Origin of the sequence: Pseudomonas sp. Xaverov 83, assembly GCF_019352905.1 — a bacterium.
In the GTDB taxonomy this organism is placed as follows: domain Bacteria; phylum Pseudomonadota; class Gammaproteobacteria; order Pseudomonadales; family Pseudomonadaceae; genus Aquipseudomonas; species Aquipseudomonas yamanorum.
Map to the genome: position 1 here is coordinate 1 of NZ_JAAAFU010000054.1, position 16,451 is coordinate 16,451.

Consider the following 16,451-nt stretch of genomic DNA (forward strand, 5'->3'; position numbering starts at 1 on the left):
ACGGTGAAGATCTCAAAAACCCGATTTCCAGTAGACCGTAAGGCTGCTCCGCTTAAGTGAACAGCATTACACCTAGGTGGGGCGTTTTTTATTGGCCTTTTTTTGGTTCGGGCGCTTGTGGTTCCCAATGCAGGGTGCCGAACAGGTAGTCCATCAGCGGCAGGACGATATTGAAATTGCGTCCCTGCATGAGTTCGCGGCGGTGATGCAGGGCGTGCAGGTGGTGCATCTGGCGGATCCACGGCAGGCGGGCCACGGGGTGGTTGGGGGGCAGGTGTTCGCAGGCGTGGAAGAATTCATAGAGCAGGTAGCCGAGGATCATGCAGCCGGCGAACAGGCCGGCGACGTTGGGGTTGAGGTGTTTGAGCAGCCACCAGGCGGGGAGGGTAACGGTCAGGCTGTGGAGCAGGATGAGCCAGGCGGGGAACAGGATGACGCGCCAGTCTTGCGGGCTGTCGTAGGTCATGTGGCCTGGGGTGAAGAAGCTGTGGTGGTCGCCGGTGTGGCGGGCGTAGAACAGGCGGGCGAAGGGGTGTTTGTGGTGGCCCAGGTGGCGGTGGACGAGGTAGATGCACAGGTTGAAGAAGATCAGGGTGAGGGGGATGGTCAGCCATTCCAGGGGTTGGATTTGTTGGGTGGTTGACCAGAACAGGGTGATGCAGAGGAGGCCGTAGCCGAGGACGAAACCGGCGTGGAGCCATGGGTTGTAGTGGGGGGTGATGCTTGTGCGGTAGGCGGCGCGGAAGGCCTCGGTGGGGTGGGTCATTGGGGGGCGCTCGGTGTTGTTTTTGTTGGGGGGTGAGCTTAGTTGGGATTGGGGGGATTGCTTGGCTTCGCGGGGGGATTACTGTGATTCCTGTGTACATATCCGTTTTCTTCGGTAACGGCCGCTTATGGTTCCGCTCTTACAGCGGGTCACTTTTGGCAAACGCCCGGAATGCCGGCCCAGCCAAAAGTAACCAAAAGGTCTTTGCCCCACCACTCGGTGCCTCGCCTAGGCTCGGCATGCCCGCACTCTGGCCATCGTGGTTGATGGGGCCCGCAGATCAAGATCAAAGGCACGCAGCCTCGCTGGCGCTCGACAGCTGCTACGGGCGGGGTGGCTCTGCTTTTCTGTGGGAGCTGGCTTGCCTGCGATGCAGACACCTCGGTGCATCAGGTACACCCAGTTGATGCCATCGCAGGCAAGCCTGCTCCCACATTTGACCGTGCCCGCTTTTGATCTTGATTTTGATCTTAGGCGCCCTGTTAAACCACGCTGGCCGCTGTAAGAGCGGAACCATAAGCCGCCGTTACCCAAATAACGGATATACACCCCAAACCCAGCCTACACCTGCGACAACAGCAACCCCTCAAACTCAACCTGAACCCGCGCCTGATCACAATGCGCCACATTAAACCGCATAAAATCCCGCAACCCCGGCTCATACCCAAACAACGCCCCCGGCGCCAATACCATCCCGCGTTTCAACCCGGCTTCCGCCAAGCGCTCACCATTAACCCCCGCCGGCAACCGCGCCCAGATAAACATCCCCCCCTCAAACCCCATCGGCAACTCACACCCACAACGCCGCAGCCACTGTTCAACCCGCCCCCCGGCCTCCAGCAGCCGCTGAACCATGCGCTTGCGATGCCTGGCATACCCGCCCTCACTCAACAGCCGATACACAATCTGCTCAAACAACTCCGACGTAATCCCGCCGCTCATCAACTTCATATTGGTCAAATTCGCCGCCAACTGCGGCGCCGCCACCACATAACTGACCCGCGCATTCGCCGTCAGCACCTTCGAAAACCCCGACAGATACGTCACCTGCTCCAACCCCGCCAACGTCGCCAAACGCGGCGGCGGGTTGGGGTGCAAATCCCCGTAAAGATCATCCTCGACGATATGGCAGCGATACTCCCGGGCCAGCTGCAACAACCGAAACGCCTGGCTCGGACTAAACGAATGCCCGGTCGGGTTATGCAACACACTGGTGGTCAGATACAGACTGGGACGATGCTCCGCCAGCAACTGCTCCAGCGCGACAAAATCAAACCCGTCAGGCCGGCGCGCAATCGTCACCACCTTGACCCCATGCAACGCCAGGTTCGCGTGGAAGTTGAAATAACACGGCGCATCCAGCAACACCGTGTCTCCGGGCCGTGCCAGCAGGCGCATGAGCATGTCCAGCCCTTGCACCGTGTTGGGTGTGGTAATGATCTGCTCAACCGGCACCGACAACCCTTCACCATGGAGCTTCTGCTGCAACGCCTGGCGCAACGGCAGCAGGCCCGCCGGGGTGCCCAGCCCGGCGATGCGCAACGTGGGGGCACGCACGGCGCTGCGCATGGCCTGGCGCAACACGTCGGAATCCAGCCAGTCTTCCGGCAGGTGGCCGCCGCCGGGGCGCAGGTCGCCCTGGGCCATGGCCAGGGGGCGGCGCAGTACGCTGAGCAGGTCCTGGGGCAGCAAGTCGACCCAGGTGCTGGACGACGGCTGCGCCGGGCTGCTGGCGACAAAGTGCCCGCGGCCCTGGCTGGAGGTCAGCAGGTGGCGCCCGCGCAGACGATCCAGCGCTTCATTCACGGTGAATTTTCCGACGCCCAACAAGGCCCCCAACTCCCGCACCGACGGCAGTTTGCTGCCGGCTGCCAACTCGCCTTGCTCAATTGCATGGGCCAGGGCATCGACGATCTGCTGCACCTTCGGCGCTCGGTCATGAAAGTGAATCGCAGGAATGGGCATCACACTGTCCTTAAGTTTGCCGCCAACTTTACCGGTAAAGTCTGCGCCTATTTCCGCAGAGTTTACCTGCCTCCGACGCCACGTGCGTCCTAGACTGCGAACCTTACTTCCTGCTGTGAAATTCCACGCCATGGCCACCGCGCTGACGCTGTCTTCGTTTTTGTATTTCCTGCTGTTGTGCACCACCCTGGCGTTCAGCCCCGGCCCCATGACCTTGTTGTTGCTCAGCCTCGGTTTGAAAGATGGCCTGCGCCGCTCCCTGCCGGCGCAGTTCGGGGCGAGTGTGTCCTACCTGATCTCGATCCTGATCTTTGCCGTGGGCTTTTCCGAACTGATCAAGGACTACCCGCTGATCACCCGGATCATCCAGGTGGTGGGCGTGGCCTACATCCTCTACCTGGCCTACAAGCAATGGACCAGCAGCGGAGTGACGATCAAAACCACCGATGCAACCCCGGAAAATGCCCGTAGCCTGTTCGGCAAAGGCCTACTGACCGGGCTGTCGAATCCCAAGGCGATCATCCTGTTCAGCGCCGTATTCCCGCAGTTCGCCGCCATCGGCCAGGGCAGTGCTGCCTCTGACATCGCCATCCTCGGCCTGACTTTCCTGTTGCTGCAATTCGCCAGCGGCTGCCTGTATTGCTACTTCGGCCAGCGAATCAAACACGTCCTGGAGAACCCCAAGCGCCGAGTGCTGTTGCAACGGGCCACGGCGGTACTGTTGCTGGGAGTCGCGTTGATGCTAGCCCGGGGCTTTTCCAACTGAAGGCCAGCTTATGAGTGGTAGTGGCGATCTGCCGTTGCCCTGATAGACTTCGGGCATTCATCCAGGATCAAGCCAGATCATGCCAGCCGCAGGAGGAAAGGGACTTTCGCTCGCTTCACGCCTGTACAAGTCGCGCGCCCTGGGATTAACCCTCGGGTTCATCTGCGTGGCCGCCGCCATCTACCCACTGGATAAACCCGCCTGGGTCTGGGTGGTGATGATCGCCAATGCCTTTATCTGGCCACATGTGGCGTATCAATGGTCACGGCACTCGAAAAACTCCCTGCGTTCGGAACACCGCAACCTGCTGTTCGACTCGTTCTGCGGCGGGTTCTGGGTCGGTGCCATGCAGTTCAACCCGCTGCCCAGCGTGACCACCTTGTCGATGATGACCATGAACAACGTCGCCATCGGCGGCCCGCGCTTCATGCTCGCCGGCTGGGTGGCCCAGGCGCTGGGGATCGGCGCTTCGATGCTGGTGTTTACCCCGGCCGTGACGGTCCTGACCAGTGAAGTTCAGCTCTACGCCTGCCTGCCGATCCTGATGCTCTATCCCCTGGCCCTGGGCTGGATCTGCTACCGGCAAGCGATCACCCTGGCCCGGCACAAGCGCGAGTTGCTGGCGCTGAGCCGCACCGACAGCCTGTCGGGCCTGCTCAACCACGGCGCCTGGAAAGACCACCTGGAAATCGAGTTCCAGCGCTGCCGCCGCGACCAGCAGGGCGCCGCTATCGCGCTGATCGACATCGACCACTTCAAGACCATCAACGACACCTACGGCCATGTCACCGGCGATATCGTGCTGCGCCAGTTGAGCAAAGTGCTGCGCCAGAACCTGCGGGTCACTGACCTGGCCGGGCGTTATGGCGGCGATGAGTTCTGCGTGATCCTGCCGGACATGCCCCTGAACCGCGCGACCGAAGTGATGGATGCCCTGCGTGACCGCTTCAACTCCCTGGCCTACGCCCAAGACCCGACCTTGCGCGCCAGCCTGAGTATCGGCCTGGCGCCGTATCGACCGGCACACGGCGATGCCACCAGTTGGCTGAACGACGCCGACCAGGCGCTGTACGAAGCCAAGAGCGGCGGGCGCAACCGGGTCAGTTCGGTGCAGGGAAGTTGGCTGAGGTCGATCTGAGGATCAACAAATTGTTTTTTGTCAGGTAGGGTGGAGCGCTACCTCCCAACAAAAAACAAGGATCGGTTCATGCTCTTCAACTTCCCGCGTACCTTGCTGGCAGCCACCCTGGCGCTGTCGTTCGCCATGCCGGCCTTCAGCGCCGAGCCCCACAAACAGATCCAGGCCGATTCCGAGCAGTACAAGGCCGATGCCTTGAAACTGCTGGAGCGCCTGGTGAATATCGATTCGGGCTCCGGCTACGAGCCGGGCCTGACCCAAGTGCGTGACATCGCCGTCGACGAGCTCAAGCAACTGGGGTTCAGCATCCAACTGGTGCCGGATGCCGCGGCCCATAACAGCCATGTCATCGCCACCCTCAAAGGCACCGGCAAGGCCAGGATCCTACTGATGGCCCACATGGACACGGTGTTCAAGGAAGGCTCGGCGGCTGCCCGGCCGTTCCACATCAAGGACGGCCGCGCCTATGGCCCGGGCGTGATGGATGACAAGGGCGGCATCGTCGCCGGCATCTACGCCTTGAAAGTCCTGAAAAACCAGGGCTTCAAGGACTACGCGCAAATCACCTTCCTGCTGGACGCCAGCGAAGAAACCGGCACCGACGGCGCGTCCGAGCTGATCCGCAACACCGCCAAGGGCCACGACGTGACCCTCAACCTGGAACCGGGTCGCCCGGCGGATGGCCTGGTGGTGTGGCGCAAAGGCAGCGCCACTGCGGTGGTCGAGGTCAAGGGCAAGGCCGCCCACGCCGGCGTGGCTCCGGAACTGGGTCGCAACGCGGCGATGGAAGCCGCGCACCAGATCCTGCAACTGGGCAAGCTGGGGGATGCCGAGAAGAAGACCACCATCAACTTCACCGTGATCAACGCCGGCGACCGGGTCAATGTGATCCCGGACCAGGCCACCGCCAAGGCGGATGTACGGGCGGCATTGCCGGAAGAGTTTGACCGGATCGAGAAGGACCTGGCGCGGGTTTCGGCCAACAAGCTGATCCCTGAGACTGAAGTGACCACCAGCTTGCACCGTGGCCTGCCGCCAATGCCGCAGACGCCGGAGTCGGACAAGCTGGTGGCGATTGCCCAAGGGATTTATGGCGAGCTGGGACGCAAGTTGACCATTGAAGGCAGCGGCGGGGCGGCGGATGCCAGCTTGTCCGCTGGCGTGGGTACGCCGACTCTGGATGGGTTCGGGATTGTCGGGGGCAATATTCACACGCCGGAGGAATATGCCGAGGTGGAGAGTGTGGCGCCGCGGATTTATCTGCTGAGCCGGATGATTATGGAGCTGTCCAAGCGCTGATCTGAAACCACCACTGAGCCTCTGTGCAAGCAGATCAACATGTGAGAGCTGGCTTGCCTGCGATGGCGGTGTATCAGTCAAAGAATTCATGACTGACAATCCGCTATCGCAGGCAAGCCAGCTCCCACACTGTTTTTGTGGTGTTAGTTGGATCAGGTTGCAGGCACCACTTCCCGGGTCTTCTCCCGCCCCAACACCAAACTGCACAACGCCGGCAGGAACAGCAACGTCAACACAGTCCCCACCAGCACCCCGCCAATCAACACATACGCCAGCGACGACCAGAACACCGACAACGTCAGCGGAATAAACGCCAACGCCGCCGCCAGCGCGGTCAGGATCACCGGTCGTGCCCGGCGCACCGTGGCCTCGATGATCGCCTCACGAATCACCATGCCTTGGTCCTGGTTCTGCCGGATCTGGTCGGTGAAGATCAGCGTATTGCGCATCAGGATCCCGCCAATCCCGATCAGCCCCAATATCGCGTTGAACCCGAACGGCTGGTTGAACAGCAGCAACGTCGGCACTGCACCGATCAGCCCCAGCGGCGCGGTGGCGAACACCATGAACATCACCCCGAACGAACGCACCTGAAACATGATCACGGTCAACGTCAGCAGGATCATGATCGGGAACAGCGCCGCCAGGGCGACGTTGGCCTTGGCACTTTCTTCCACCGGGCCGCCGATGACGATTTGATAGCCGGCCGGCAGCTTGGCGATCAGGGGTTGCAGGTCCTTGTACACCGCCATTTCCACATCCGGCGGCTGGGTGCCGTCGACGATGTCGGCGCGCACTTCCACGGTCAGCGCACGGTTGCGGCGCTTGAGGATCGGTTCTTCCATCACCGCCTGGAAATGCCCGACCTGGGCCAATGGCACCGACACGCCGGCGCTGTTGGTCAGGGTCATGTTGTCCAGGTTGCCGAGGTCTTCGCGCTGGCTGCCCTGGGAGCGGGCAACCACTGATACGGTACGATTGCCTTCGCGCACTTCGGTAATCGGGTTGCCGCTGAGCAACGCGTTGAGCTGGGATTTCACCCCGTCGGGGGTAAAGCCCAGCAGGCGCAGGCGATCCTGGTCCAGCACCAGGCGATAGCTGCTGGCGCGCTCGCCCCAGTCGAGGAAGCTGTCGCGGGTGAGGGTGTTGGCGGCGACCACTTGGCGCACGTCTTCAGACAGACTGCGCAGTACATTCAGGTCGGGGCCGGACACGCGAAACACCACCGGGAACGGCACCGGCGGGCCGAACACCAACTGGGTGACCCGCACCCGCGCCGATGGAAATTCGCCTGCCGCGATGCGTTCAGCCATGCGTTTTTTCAGGGCGTCCCGGGCATGGGCGTCGGCGGTCTGCACGATCAGCTTGGCAAAGGCCGGGTCCGGCAACTCGGGGTTCAGCGACAGGAAAAACCGTGGTGCACCGCCGCCGACATAAGTGTCGACCATCACGGTTTGCGGCTCCTCCATCAATGCCTTTTCCACCTGCGCCGCCACTGCTTCGGTGCTTTTGAAGGCGCTGCCCGGCGGCATGTACACCTCAAGAATCAGCTCGGAACGGTCAGAGTTGGGGAAGAACTGCTTCTTCACCACGCCCATGCCCAGGCCACACAGCACAAAGGCGGCCACCACCAGCCCAGTGACCAGCCAGCGTCTGCGCACGCAAGCATCCACCAGGCGGCGCAGTTTCTGGTAATAACGCCCGGCGTAAATTGCATCGTGGCCGCCGGCAACCGGCTGGATGTGCGGCAACAGCTTGACCCCCAGGTAAGGCGTGAACACCACCGCCACCAGCCACGAGGCAATCAGCGCAAAGCCGACGATCCAGAAAATATTCCCGGCATATTCCCCGGCGCCCGAGCGGGCGAAACCCACCGGCAGGAAGCCGATAATCGTTACCAGCGTGCCGGTGAGCATCGGTGCGGCGGTGGAGCTCCAGGCAAACGTGGCCGCGTGGACCCGGTCAAAACCTTCTTCGAGTTTGACCACCATCATCTCGATCGCAATGATCGCGTCGTCCACCAGCAGGCCGAGGGAAATGATCAGCGCGCCCAGGGTCACTCGGTCGAACTCGCGGCCGGTCATCAGCATGATCACAAACACGATCGACAAGGTCAGCGGCACGGCGGCCGCCACCACCAGCCCAACCCGGAACCCCAGGGCCAGCAGGCTGATGACCATTACCACTGCGAGGGCGACGAAGAACTTCAGCATGAATTCGTTGACCGCCAGGCTGATGTTTTTCGCCTGGTCGGAGACCTTAGCAAAGTTCACACCGAGGGGCAGGTCGGCCTGGATTTTCGCTTCCTGGGCCTTGAGGGCCTTGTCCAGCTCCAGGCCGTTCCAGTGCTTCTCCATGATCACCCCGAGCATCAGCGACGGGTCGCCCTGATGGCGGATGCGGTAGCTGGGCGGGTCTTCATAGCCCCGGCTGACGGTGGCCACATCGGCGATGCGCAGCAGCTTGCCGTTGGCTTCCAGCGGGACGTTTTCGATCAGCGCCAGGCTGTCGAAAGCGCCATCGATGCGGATATAGGCGCGTGCCCCGGCCGTCTCGACAAAGCCTGAAGGCGCCACGGCGTTCTGGGCGGCGAGGGCGGCGAAGATCTGTTCGGGCTTGATGCCCAACGTGGCCAGGCGCTCATAGGAAAACTCGACGAAGATCCGCTGTGCCTGCTCGCCAAGAATATTGACCTTCTTCACTCCCGGCAGATTGAGCAGGCCCTGGCGCATGTCCTCGGCCATCTGTACCAATTGCCGGTGGGGCAGGTGTTCGGCCTCCAGCGCGTAGAGGGAAAAGTACACGTCGGAGTATTCATCGTTGAAGAACGGCCCGATCACGCCCTTGGGCAACTTCGCGGCTTCATCGCTGAGTTTCTTGCGGGTCTGGTAGAACAGGTCCTGGATCTCGCTGGGGCGGGTGGACTCCAGGTACGTCATGCGCATCGAGACAAAACCCGGCTGGGCGATGGTTTCGACGCGGTCGTAGTAGTCCAGCTCCTGCAGGCGTTTTTCCAGGCGGTCGGCCACTTGTTCCTGCATCTCCTGGGCGGTGGCGCCGGGCCAGGCGGCGGTGATGGTCATGACTTTGACGGTGAACGAAGGGTCTTCGGCGCGCCCCAGCTTGCCAAAGGCGAAGACCCCGGCGGCGAGGATTGCGATGATCAGGAACAGCGTGACCGCGCGGTGCTTGACCGCCAGTTCGGAGAGGTTGATCCCGCGCATTATCAGGGTTCCTGCTGACGGTTGAGGGCCAATACCTGGGCCGGCAACAGGCGTACGGCGTCGCCGCTGTGCAGCAGGTGCGCGCCAAGGGCGACGACGACTTGGCCGGGGCTCACGCCACTGTCCAGCAAGGCGTCTTCCTGGCCGAGACTGGCGACGTTGACCGGGGCGAAGCTGACTTTGTCGTCGGCGCCGATCACCCACACACCGGTACCTTTGCCGGCATCCTGCAGTGCGCCGATGGGCACGCGGGTCTGTTGGGCCTGGCCGTCGCCTTGCAGGCGCACGGTGATGGTCGAACCGAGGGCGAAGCGGTCGACGGGGCCGTGCAATACATAGCGGGCACGGTAGGTGCGGGTGGTCGGGTCGGCGCTGGCGGACAGCTCGCGCAAGGTGGCGGTCACGGCCTGCTCAGGGGCGCCAAAGGGGAAGGCCAGGGCTTTTTGCGAAGCCTGGCCGCGCTGGTTTTCCGGCAGGTTGACGATGGCTTCCCGGGCGCCGTCGTGGGCCAGGCGCGCAACCACTTGCCCCTCGGCGACCACTTGGCCGCGGTCCACCCGCACGTCGGTGATGATGCCGTCGCTGTCGGCCCTGAGCACCGAGTAGGTGCGGCGGTTTTCGATCTGGCTGGCATCGGATTGCGCCGAGGCCAGCTCGGCTTCAGCCACCCGCAGGTTGGTGGCGGACTGGTCGAAAATCTGCCGCGACACGGCACCGGTATTCGCCAGGCGCTGGTAGCGGGATTCGTCATCCCGCCGTTGACGCAGTTGCGCCTGGGCCGCATTGACGCGGTTTTTGGCCGAGCGCAGGGCCAGTTCGAAGTCGCCGATATCCAGCACCAGCAAGGTGTCGCCACGGCTGACGTGCTGGCCGGGATCCACCTTGCGCTCGATCACCTTGCCGCTGACGCGGAATCCCAGGTCACTTTCCGTGCGTGCGGCCACTACGCCGGTGTAGGCGCTTTGCTGGCTGCCGGCGGCTTCGACCTTGGCAGCGAGTACCGGGCGGGGCAGGGGCGCTTCGGCGACGGGGTCGGCCTTGTTGTTGCAGCCGCTGAGTACCGCTAACAGGGCCAGGGGCGTGAGAAGACGCAGGGGGAGAGGGTTCATGTCGGGCTCCGTGGGGCGGGGTGAGCTAAAAATTACGTGCGTAATATTTTTCGCCATATTATGGCTGAAATATAAAATAATCCAGCCCCTGCACAGACCCCATGTCGGATGCGCCGGTCGGCGCCGGCGGCGTCGTCATGCCATATCGCTTCGCGCGAACTCCTCCCCAAGAAAATCAATCAGGCTTCGTACCGAAGGCAGCAACCCTCGGCGCGACGGAAACACGGCGTGCACGATGCCGGTCCTCGGCGCCCAGCCGGGGATCAGGTTCACCATCCGTCCTGCGGCGATTTCCTCACGCACCACCACGCTGGGCAGATGGGCGACACCCACCCCGGCACACACCGCATGCCGCAGCGCCAGCAAATCATCGGTGATCATCCGCGGAGAATGCCGGATGACCGCACTGGCGCCGTTCTCTCCAAACAACTCCCACTGATATTCCCGTTGCGCCGATCCCCAGTACACACTCGGCAACCCGTTCAAGTCCCCCGGCAACGGCGGCGTTGACAGGCGTGACACAAATGCCGGGCTGCCCACCAGGCATTGGGTGCTGTTGCCCAGCACCTTCATTACCAAGTCAGTGTCTTCCAGTGGCGGAAAGCGAATGCGCAGGGCGATGTCGAAGCCTTCGTGAATCACATCCACTCGGCGGTTGGTGCTTTCAAGGTGCAGTTCCACCAGCGGGTACTTGATCATGTAGCGGGTCAGCATCGGCCCGACCCAGGAGTTGAGCAGGGCCGTAGGGCAACTCAAACGCACAATGCCCTGGGGTTCGGAGCGGTTGCGCTCGATCACCTCGGCGGCGGCTTCCGCTTCCACGCGCATGGCCAGGCAGCGCTGGTAATAGGCCTGGCCGATTTCGGTGAGGGAACAGTGCCGACTGGTGCGGTTGATCAAGCGTACGCCCAGACGCTCTTCCAACTGGCTGATACGCCGGCTTAGCTTGGACTTGGGGATGTCCAGCGCCCGGCCTGCCGCTGCAAAGCCTCGATGCTCGACCACTTGGGTGAAGTAATAGAGGGTGTTCAGGTCTTCCACTATCGTTCTCCAAATAGAACGCTAAGGGTCAATTTTGCCATCTAGCCCTGCAAAGGTAACGGATTTAAGGTTGATCCATGCACTGCTTTCACCCATTTGGAGACGCACCATGAAAAATATCATCGGTATCTACACCAGCCCACGAGGCCATTGGGTGGGCGACGGCTTTCCAGTTCGCACGCTGTTTTCCTACGACACCATGGGCAAACACATCAGCCCCTTCTTGCTGCTGGACCACGCCGGGCCTGCCGATTTCACCCCGACTGATAAACGCCGCGGAGTCGGCCAGCACCCCCATCGCGGCTTCGAAACCGTGACCATCGTCTACAAGGGCGAAGTCGAACACCGGGACTCCACCGGTGCCGGCGGCACCATTGGCCCGGGCGATGTGCAATGGATGACTGCGGCCAAGGGCATCCTTCATGAAGAGTCCCACTCCGAGGCCTTTGCCCGCAGTGGCGGCGCCCTGGAAATGGTGCAGTTGTGGGTGAATCTGCCGGCCAAGGACAAAATGACCGACGCCGGTTACCAGACCATCCTCGACGGTGATATTCCGGCGCTGCCCCTGGCCGATAACTCCGGCAGCCTGCGACTGATCGCGGGTGAGTTCGGCGGAGCCAAAGGCCCGGCCCGTACCTTCACGCCGATCGACGTGTGGGATGTGCGACTCAACGCTGGCAAGGCGGTGACCCTTGACCTGCACGCCGGGCGCAACACGGCGCTGGTGGTGCTCAAGGGCACCGTGCAGGTCAATGGCCTGGAACTGGTGCGCGAAGGGCAGTTGGCGTTGTTCGAGCGTGACGGTGATCAACTCGCGCTGGAGTCGAACAATGACGCCATGTTCCTGCTGCTCAGTGGCGAGCCTATCGACGAGCCCATCGTCGGCCACGGTCCGTTCGTGATGAACACCGAGCAGGAAATCCACCAGGCCTTTGCCGACTTCCAGTCCGGTCAATTCGGCCAGATGCACACCTGATACACCCCGCAAAACCAACCCCCGACAGCCAGGCCGGTTTACCGGCCAAGGATGGCTGTTGCCCATAGAAAAGAGGAAAAGCCCATGACTACTGCTGCTCCGGCCAACTTTAACGGTCACAAACCCGTCATCGACGCCAGCGACACGGCAATGTTGTTGATCGACCATCAAAGTGGCCTGTTCCAGATCGTCAAGGACATGGACGTGCCGCAGTTGCGCGCCAATGCCATCGCCCTGGCCCGCGCCGCGACGCTATTGAATATCCCGGTGATCACCACCGCCTCGGTGCCGCAGGGCCCCAACGGCCCGCTGATCCCCGAGATCCAGCAGGCGGCGCCCCATGCCCAATACGTGGCGCGCAAAGGTGAAATCAACGCTTGGGACAACCCCGAGTTTCACGCGGCGGTCAAAGCCACTGGCAAGAAAACCCTGGTGATCGCCGGCACCCTCACCAGCGTATGCCTGGCGTTTCCCTCCATCAGCGCGGTGTATGAAGGCTACAAAGTGTTTGCCGTGGTCGATGCCTCGGGCAACCACTCCAAATTGGCGACGGACCTCACCATTGCCCGGTTGTCCCAGGCCGGCGTGGTGCCAATCGACATCATGGCAACCCTCTCCGAACTGCAAGGTTCATGGAACCGTCCGGATGCCGAGCAGTGGGCCCAGGTCTACACCCAGGCCATGCCGCATTACCAGTTGCTGATCGAAAGCTACCTCAAGGCCCAGCAAGTGGCGACCGAACACGAAGTGCTGGATTCCCAGCGCTGAGTGCCACTGAGACTCACCCTTTAATCGACGAAAGAGGACTACTCATGACGACTCAATACAAACGCCTGGACAAGGACAACGCCGCCGTTCTGCTGGTTGATCATCAGGCTGGCCTGCTGTCCCTGGTGCGTGACATCGAACCGGACAGGTTCAAGAACAACGTGTTGGCCCTGGCCGACCTGGCCAAGTACTTCAAGCTGCCGACCATCCTTACCACCAGCTTTGAAACCGGCCCCAACGGCCCGCTGGTGCCGGAACTCAAGGCGCTGTTCCCGGATGCCCCGTACATCGCCCGTCCGGGCCAGATCAATGCCTGGGACAACGAGGATTTCGTCAAGGCGATCAAGGCCACTGGCAAGAAGCAACTGATCATCGCGGGTGTGGTGACTGAGGTGTGCGTCGCGTTCCCGGCCTTGTCGGCCCTGGCGGAAGGGTTTGAGGTGTTCGTGGTCACGGACGCTTCCGGCACGTTCAACGAGATCACTCGCCAGTCGGCCTGGGACCGTATGTCAGCCAATGGCGCGCAACTGATGACCTGGTTCGGCCTGGCCTGTGAGCTGCATCGCGACTGGCGCAACGATGTCGAGGGCCTGGGTGCTCTGTTCTCCAATCACATCCCGGATTACCGCAATCTGTTCACCAGCTACAACGCGTTGACCGGCGCTAAATAAGCCTTGGATTCCACTGCGGGCCACGCGCTTGGCCCGTAGTGTTTAATTGTCTTGCCAATGGAACAGTAAGAGCTGTTTTTGCCGTCTAGCGCCAGATTGGTATCAGATTTAAGGTGTATCCACTATTGGAGACACTATGAAAAACATCATCGGCATCTACACCAGCCCGCGCGCCCATTGGGTCGGCGACGGCTTTCCGGTTCGCACGCTGTTTTCCTACGACACCATGGGCAAGCAGATCAGCCCGTTCCTGTTGCTGGATCACGCCGGTCCTGCGGCATTCACCCCGACCGAGCAACGGCGCGGCGTGGGCCAGCATCCCCATCGCGGCTTTGAAACCGTGACCATCGTCTACAAGGGCGAAGTCGAGCACCGCGATTCCACCGGCGCCGGCGGCACCATCGGCCCGGGCGATGTGCAATGGATGACTGCGGCAAAGGGCATCATTCACGAGGAGTTTCACTCCGAGGCGTTCGCCCGCAGCGGTGGCGCCCTGGAAATGGTCCAGTTGTGGGTCAACCTGCCGGCCAAGGACAAAATGACCGACGCCGGTTACCAGACCATTCTCGATGGCGATATCCCGACGCTGCCCCTGGCCGACAACGCCGGCAGCCTGCGCCTGATCGCGGGCGAGTTCGACGGGGTCAAGGGGCCGGCCCGAACCTTCACACCGATCGACGTGTGGGACATGCGCCTCAACGCCGGCCGTTCGGTGACGCTGGACCTGCACGCCGGGCGCAACACGGCGCTGGTGGTGTTGCGCGGCACGGTGCGGATCAACGGCACTGAAGTGGCGCGTGAAGGGCAGTTGGCGCTGTTTGAGCGCGATGGCACGCAACTGCGCCTCGAGTCCAGCGACGACGCCATGGTGCTGTTGCTCAGCGGCGAGCCGATCGACGAACCCATCGTCGGTCACGGCCCGTTCGTGATGAACACCGAGCAGGAAATCCACCAGGCGTTTGCTGACTATCAGTCCGGGCAATTCGGGCAGATGCAGCGCTAGGGCGCTATACCCTCCAAAGGCATTTCATGCGATCTTCATGGCATTCGCCCTGGAGTCGCCTGAATGCCCTCATTTATCTCCGATCACCCGATGTTCTGTGCCTTGGCGCTGGTGCTGATCGACATCGCCGTATGGCGCCTGATCTCTGCCGATTTCGCCAATTGGAAGCTGGCAGCGCGGCTGGTGATCTTTGCGGTGTTCAGCGCCGTGCTGTTCAACGAAGGCATGAACCCGATGCAGGTCGCGCCGTTCGGCGACAATGTCGCGCTGCACCTGGCGGCGACGGCGTTCCAGATCGGCTGGTGGTTGTTTGCGGCGCGCACCCTCACGGTATTGCTCGGCGCGGTGATGATGCAGCGGGTCGGCCACACCGGGCGGCTGTTGCAGGACCTGGTGGGCGCGGTGATCTTCCTGATCGCGATCATCGCGGCCATGGCCTACGTGCTCGACCTGCCGGTCAAGGGCGTGCTGGCCACTTCCGGCGCGGTGGCGATCATCGTCGGCCTGGCGTTGCAAAGCACCTTGAGCGACGTGTTTTCCGGCATCGTCCTCAACACCACCAAGCCCTACCAACTGGATGACTGGATCTCCATCGACGGCACCGAAGGCCGGGTGATCGACATCGACTGGCGCGCCACCCAACTGCAAACCTCCCAGGGCAGCCTGGCGGTGGTTCCCAATTCGTTGGCGGCCAAGGCCAAGATCATCAACTTCTCGCGCCCGGCGGATATGTTTGGCCTGGCAGTCAGCCTGCAGGTCAGCCCCCATGCGCGGCCACAAACCGTGCTGGATGCGCTGGAGCGGGCGATGCAGGGATGTCGGCCGTTGTTGGCCAAGCCGGCGCCGAGTGTGGCGTTCAAGACTTCGGCCAGTGGTGGGGTGGAGTATGAGATCAGCGGGTTTGTGCCGGCGATGGCGCTCAAGCGTGAGGTGCGTAACCAACTTTATGATTTGGCGTTTCGGCATTTGCAGGCGGCGGGGGTGAGCTTGTTGTCGGCGGCCGAGAGTAATGCGCCGGTGACGGTTTCCCGGGCTCGGGCGTTGTTGGAGAGTTCGTCTATTTTCTCGACGTTGAGGCAGGAGGAGAAGGAGACGTTCAGCCAGAACATGACGCTGCAGACCTTTCGCGCCGGTGAGATGATTTTGCCGGCGGGGGAGGTGAGTGATCACCTGTTTATCATTGAGTCCGGGGTGATTTCGGTGATGTTGACCAAGGCGGGGCACAAGTTTGAAGCCGGGCGGATGGGGCCTGGGGAGGTGATTGGTGAGGCCGGGATTTTGTCGGAGCAGGGTGTGCCTGCGGACTTTTCGGCGAAGACGTTTTGTACGTTGTACCGGATTGAGAAGGAGTATCTGAAGCCTTGTCTGGATGCTCGGCATGACATCAGTGAGGCTATGAAAAGCCTGCTGGATTTCAGGTTGCATGCGGCTCAGAGTTTGACGCAGGAGGCGCCTGTGGTGCCGGTTAAGAAAGGGTTTATGCAGTGGCTGCGGAGTCGGGCCTGAAGGTGTACATATCCGTTGCTGCGGTAACGGCGGCTTATGGTTCCGCTCTTACAGCGGGTCACTTTTGGCAAACGCCCCAAAAGTAACCAAAAGGTCTTTGCCCCACCACTCGGTGCCTCGCCTAGGCTCGGCATGCCCGCACTCCGGCTCGGTTCCGCGGGCCGCCGCGACGGGCCATCCATGGCCCGGCGCGGCTAAATCGGCATCCCTGCCGATTTA

Annotated in this window: 13 protein-coding genes; 8 read left to right on the top strand and 5 right to left on the bottom strand. The window is 62.0% G+C overall.

What is annotated here, in order from left to right; all coding sequences use genetic code 11:
- Positions 1 to 88: 88 nt before the first annotated feature.
- Complete coding sequence (locus K0H47_RS18220) at positions 89 to 766, bottom strand: sterol desaturase family protein (RefSeq protein WP_219273366.1); 678 nt, start codon at positions 764 to 766, stop codon at positions 89 to 91.
- A gap of 561 nt (positions 767 to 1,327) precedes the next feature.
- The gene (locus K0H47_RS18225; RefSeq protein ID WP_219273367.1) at positions 1,328 to 2,731 is read right to left on the bottom strand and encodes a PLP-dependent aminotransferase family protein; all 1,404 of its coding nucleotides are present in this window, start codon (positions 2,729 to 2,731) and stop codon (positions 1,328 to 1,330) included.
- A gap of 130 nt (positions 2,732 to 2,861) precedes the next feature.
- Here K0H47_RS18225 and K0H47_RS18230 point away from each other — a divergent pair, with 130 nt between their 5' ends.
- From K0H47_RS18230 to K0H47_RS18240, 3 genes are all read left to right on the top strand, one after another.
- A complete protein-coding gene (locus K0H47_RS18230; protein WP_219273368.1) occupies positions 2,862 to 3,497 on the top strand; it encodes a LysE family translocator in 636 nt (211 codons plus the stop codon).
- Between the two features lie 79 nt (positions 3,498 to 3,576).
- Positions 3,577 to 4,635: a diguanylate cyclase gene (locus K0H47_RS18235; RefSeq protein WP_093208360.1), complete on the top strand. Its 1,059-nt coding sequence runs from the start codon at positions 3,577 to 3,579 to the stop codon at positions 4,633 to 4,635.
- A gap of 69 nt (positions 4,636 to 4,704) precedes the next feature.
- Complete coding sequence (locus K0H47_RS18240; RefSeq protein ID WP_017475209.1) at positions 4,705 to 5,934, top strand: M20/M25/M40 family metallo-hydrolase; 1,230 nt, start codon at positions 4,705 to 4,707, stop codon at positions 5,932 to 5,934.
- A 152-nt stretch (positions 5,935 to 6,086) separates the two neighbouring features.
- On the opposite strand, the gene K0H47_RS18245 is transcribed toward K0H47_RS18240, so the two are convergent.
- The 3 genes from K0H47_RS18245 to K0H47_RS18255 form a co-directional block, all read right to left on the bottom strand.
- Positions 6,087 to 9,158, bottom strand: coding sequence for an efflux RND transporter permease subunit (locus tag K0H47_RS18245; protein WP_219273369.1), 3,072 nt, complete (start codon positions 9,156 to 9,158; stop codon positions 6,087 to 6,089).
- A gap of 2 nt (positions 9,159 to 9,160) precedes the next feature.
- The gene (locus K0H47_RS18250; RefSeq protein ID WP_093208377.1) at positions 9,161 to 10,267 is read right to left on the bottom strand and encodes an efflux RND transporter periplasmic adaptor subunit; all 1,107 of its coding nucleotides are present in this window, start codon (positions 10,265 to 10,267) and stop codon (positions 9,161 to 9,163) included.
- 135 nt (positions 10,268 to 10,402) lie between these two features.
- Positions 10,403 to 11,308, bottom strand: a complete 906-nt coding sequence (locus K0H47_RS18255; protein ID WP_197680871.1) for a LysR family transcriptional regulator — start codon at positions 11,306 to 11,308, stop codon at positions 10,403 to 10,405.
- Positions 11,309 to 11,417: 109 nt separating this feature from the next.
- Here K0H47_RS18255 and K0H47_RS18260 point away from each other — a divergent pair, with 109 nt between their 5' ends.
- The 5 genes from K0H47_RS18260 to K0H47_RS18280 all read left to right on the top strand — a co-directional run bounded on the left by K0H47_RS18260 (position 11,418) and on the right by K0H47_RS18280 (position 16,232).
- Complete coding sequence (locus tag K0H47_RS18260; RefSeq protein WP_093208384.1) at positions 11,418 to 12,284, top strand: pirin family protein; 867 nt, start codon at positions 11,418 to 11,420, stop codon at positions 12,282 to 12,284.
- Between the two features lie 84 nt (positions 12,285 to 12,368).
- Entirely contained in the window at positions 12,369 to 13,052 is a 684-nt protein-coding gene (locus K0H47_RS18265; protein ID WP_063028907.1) for an isochorismatase family protein, read from the top strand.
- Between the two features lie 44 nt (positions 13,053 to 13,096).
- Positions 13,097 to 13,723 (top strand): isochorismate family cysteine hydrolase YcaC, encoded by a 627-nt coding sequence (gene ycaC, locus K0H47_RS18270; RefSeq protein WP_219273370.1) that lies wholly within the window; start codon positions 13,097 to 13,099, stop codon positions 13,721 to 13,723.
- A 136-nt stretch (positions 13,724 to 13,859) separates the two neighbouring features.
- On the top strand, positions 13,860 to 14,726 hold the full coding sequence (locus K0H47_RS18275) for a pirin family protein (RefSeq protein ID WP_063028911.1): 867 nt from the start codon (positions 13,860 to 13,862) through the stop codon (positions 14,724 to 14,726).
- A gap of 63 nt (positions 14,727 to 14,789) precedes the next feature.
- On the top strand, positions 14,790 to 16,232 hold the full coding sequence (locus K0H47_RS18280; protein WP_063028913.1) for a mechanosensitive ion channel domain-containing protein: 1,443 nt from the start codon (positions 14,790 to 14,792) through the stop codon (positions 16,230 to 16,232).
- The last annotated feature ends 219 nt before the right edge of the window (positions 16,233 to 16,451 follow it).

Bases quoted from the DNA above. Each gene is read 5' to 3' on its own strand.
- K0H47_RS18220 (WP_219273366.1), bottom strand. From the start codon at position 766: ATGACCCACCCCACCGAGGCCTTCCGCGCCGCCTACCGCACAAGCATC.
- K0H47_RS18225 (WP_219273367.1), bottom strand. From the start codon at position 2,731: ATGCCCATTCCTGCGATTCACTTTCATGACCGAGCGCCGAAGGTGCAG.
- K0H47_RS18230 (WP_219273368.1), top strand. From the start codon at position 2,862: ATGGCCACCGCGCTGACGCTGTCTTCGTTTTTGTATTTCCTGCTGTTG.
- K0H47_RS18235 (WP_093208360.1), top strand. From the start codon at position 3,577: ATGCCAGCCGCAGGAGGAAAGGGACTTTCGCTCGCTTCACGCCTGTAC.
- K0H47_RS18240 (WP_017475209.1), top strand. From the start codon at position 4,705: ATGCTCTTCAACTTCCCGCGTACCTTGCTGGCAGCCACCCTGGCGCTG.
- K0H47_RS18245 (WP_219273369.1), bottom strand. From the start codon at position 9,158: ATGCGCGGGATCAACCTCTCCGAACTGGCGGTCAAGCACCGCGCGGTC.
- K0H47_RS18250 (WP_093208377.1), bottom strand. From the start codon at position 10,267: ATGAACCCTCTCCCCCTGCGTCTTCTCACGCCCCTGGCCCTGTTAGCG.
- K0H47_RS18260 (WP_093208384.1), top strand. From the start codon at position 11,418: ATGAAAAATATCATCGGTATCTACACCAGCCCACGAGGCCATTGGGTG.
- K0H47_RS18265 (WP_063028907.1), top strand. From the start codon at position 12,369: ATGACTACTGCTGCTCCGGCCAACTTTAACGGTCACAAACCCGTCATC.
- ycaC (WP_219273370.1), top strand. From the start codon at position 13,097: ATGACGACTCAATACAAACGCCTGGACAAGGACAACGCCGCCGTTCTG.
- K0H47_RS18275 (WP_063028911.1), top strand. From the start codon at position 13,860: ATGAAAAACATCATCGGCATCTACACCAGCCCGCGCGCCCATTGGGTC.
- K0H47_RS18280 (WP_063028913.1), top strand. From the start codon at position 14,790: ATGCCCTCATTTATCTCCGATCACCCGATGTTCTGTGCCTTGGCGCTG.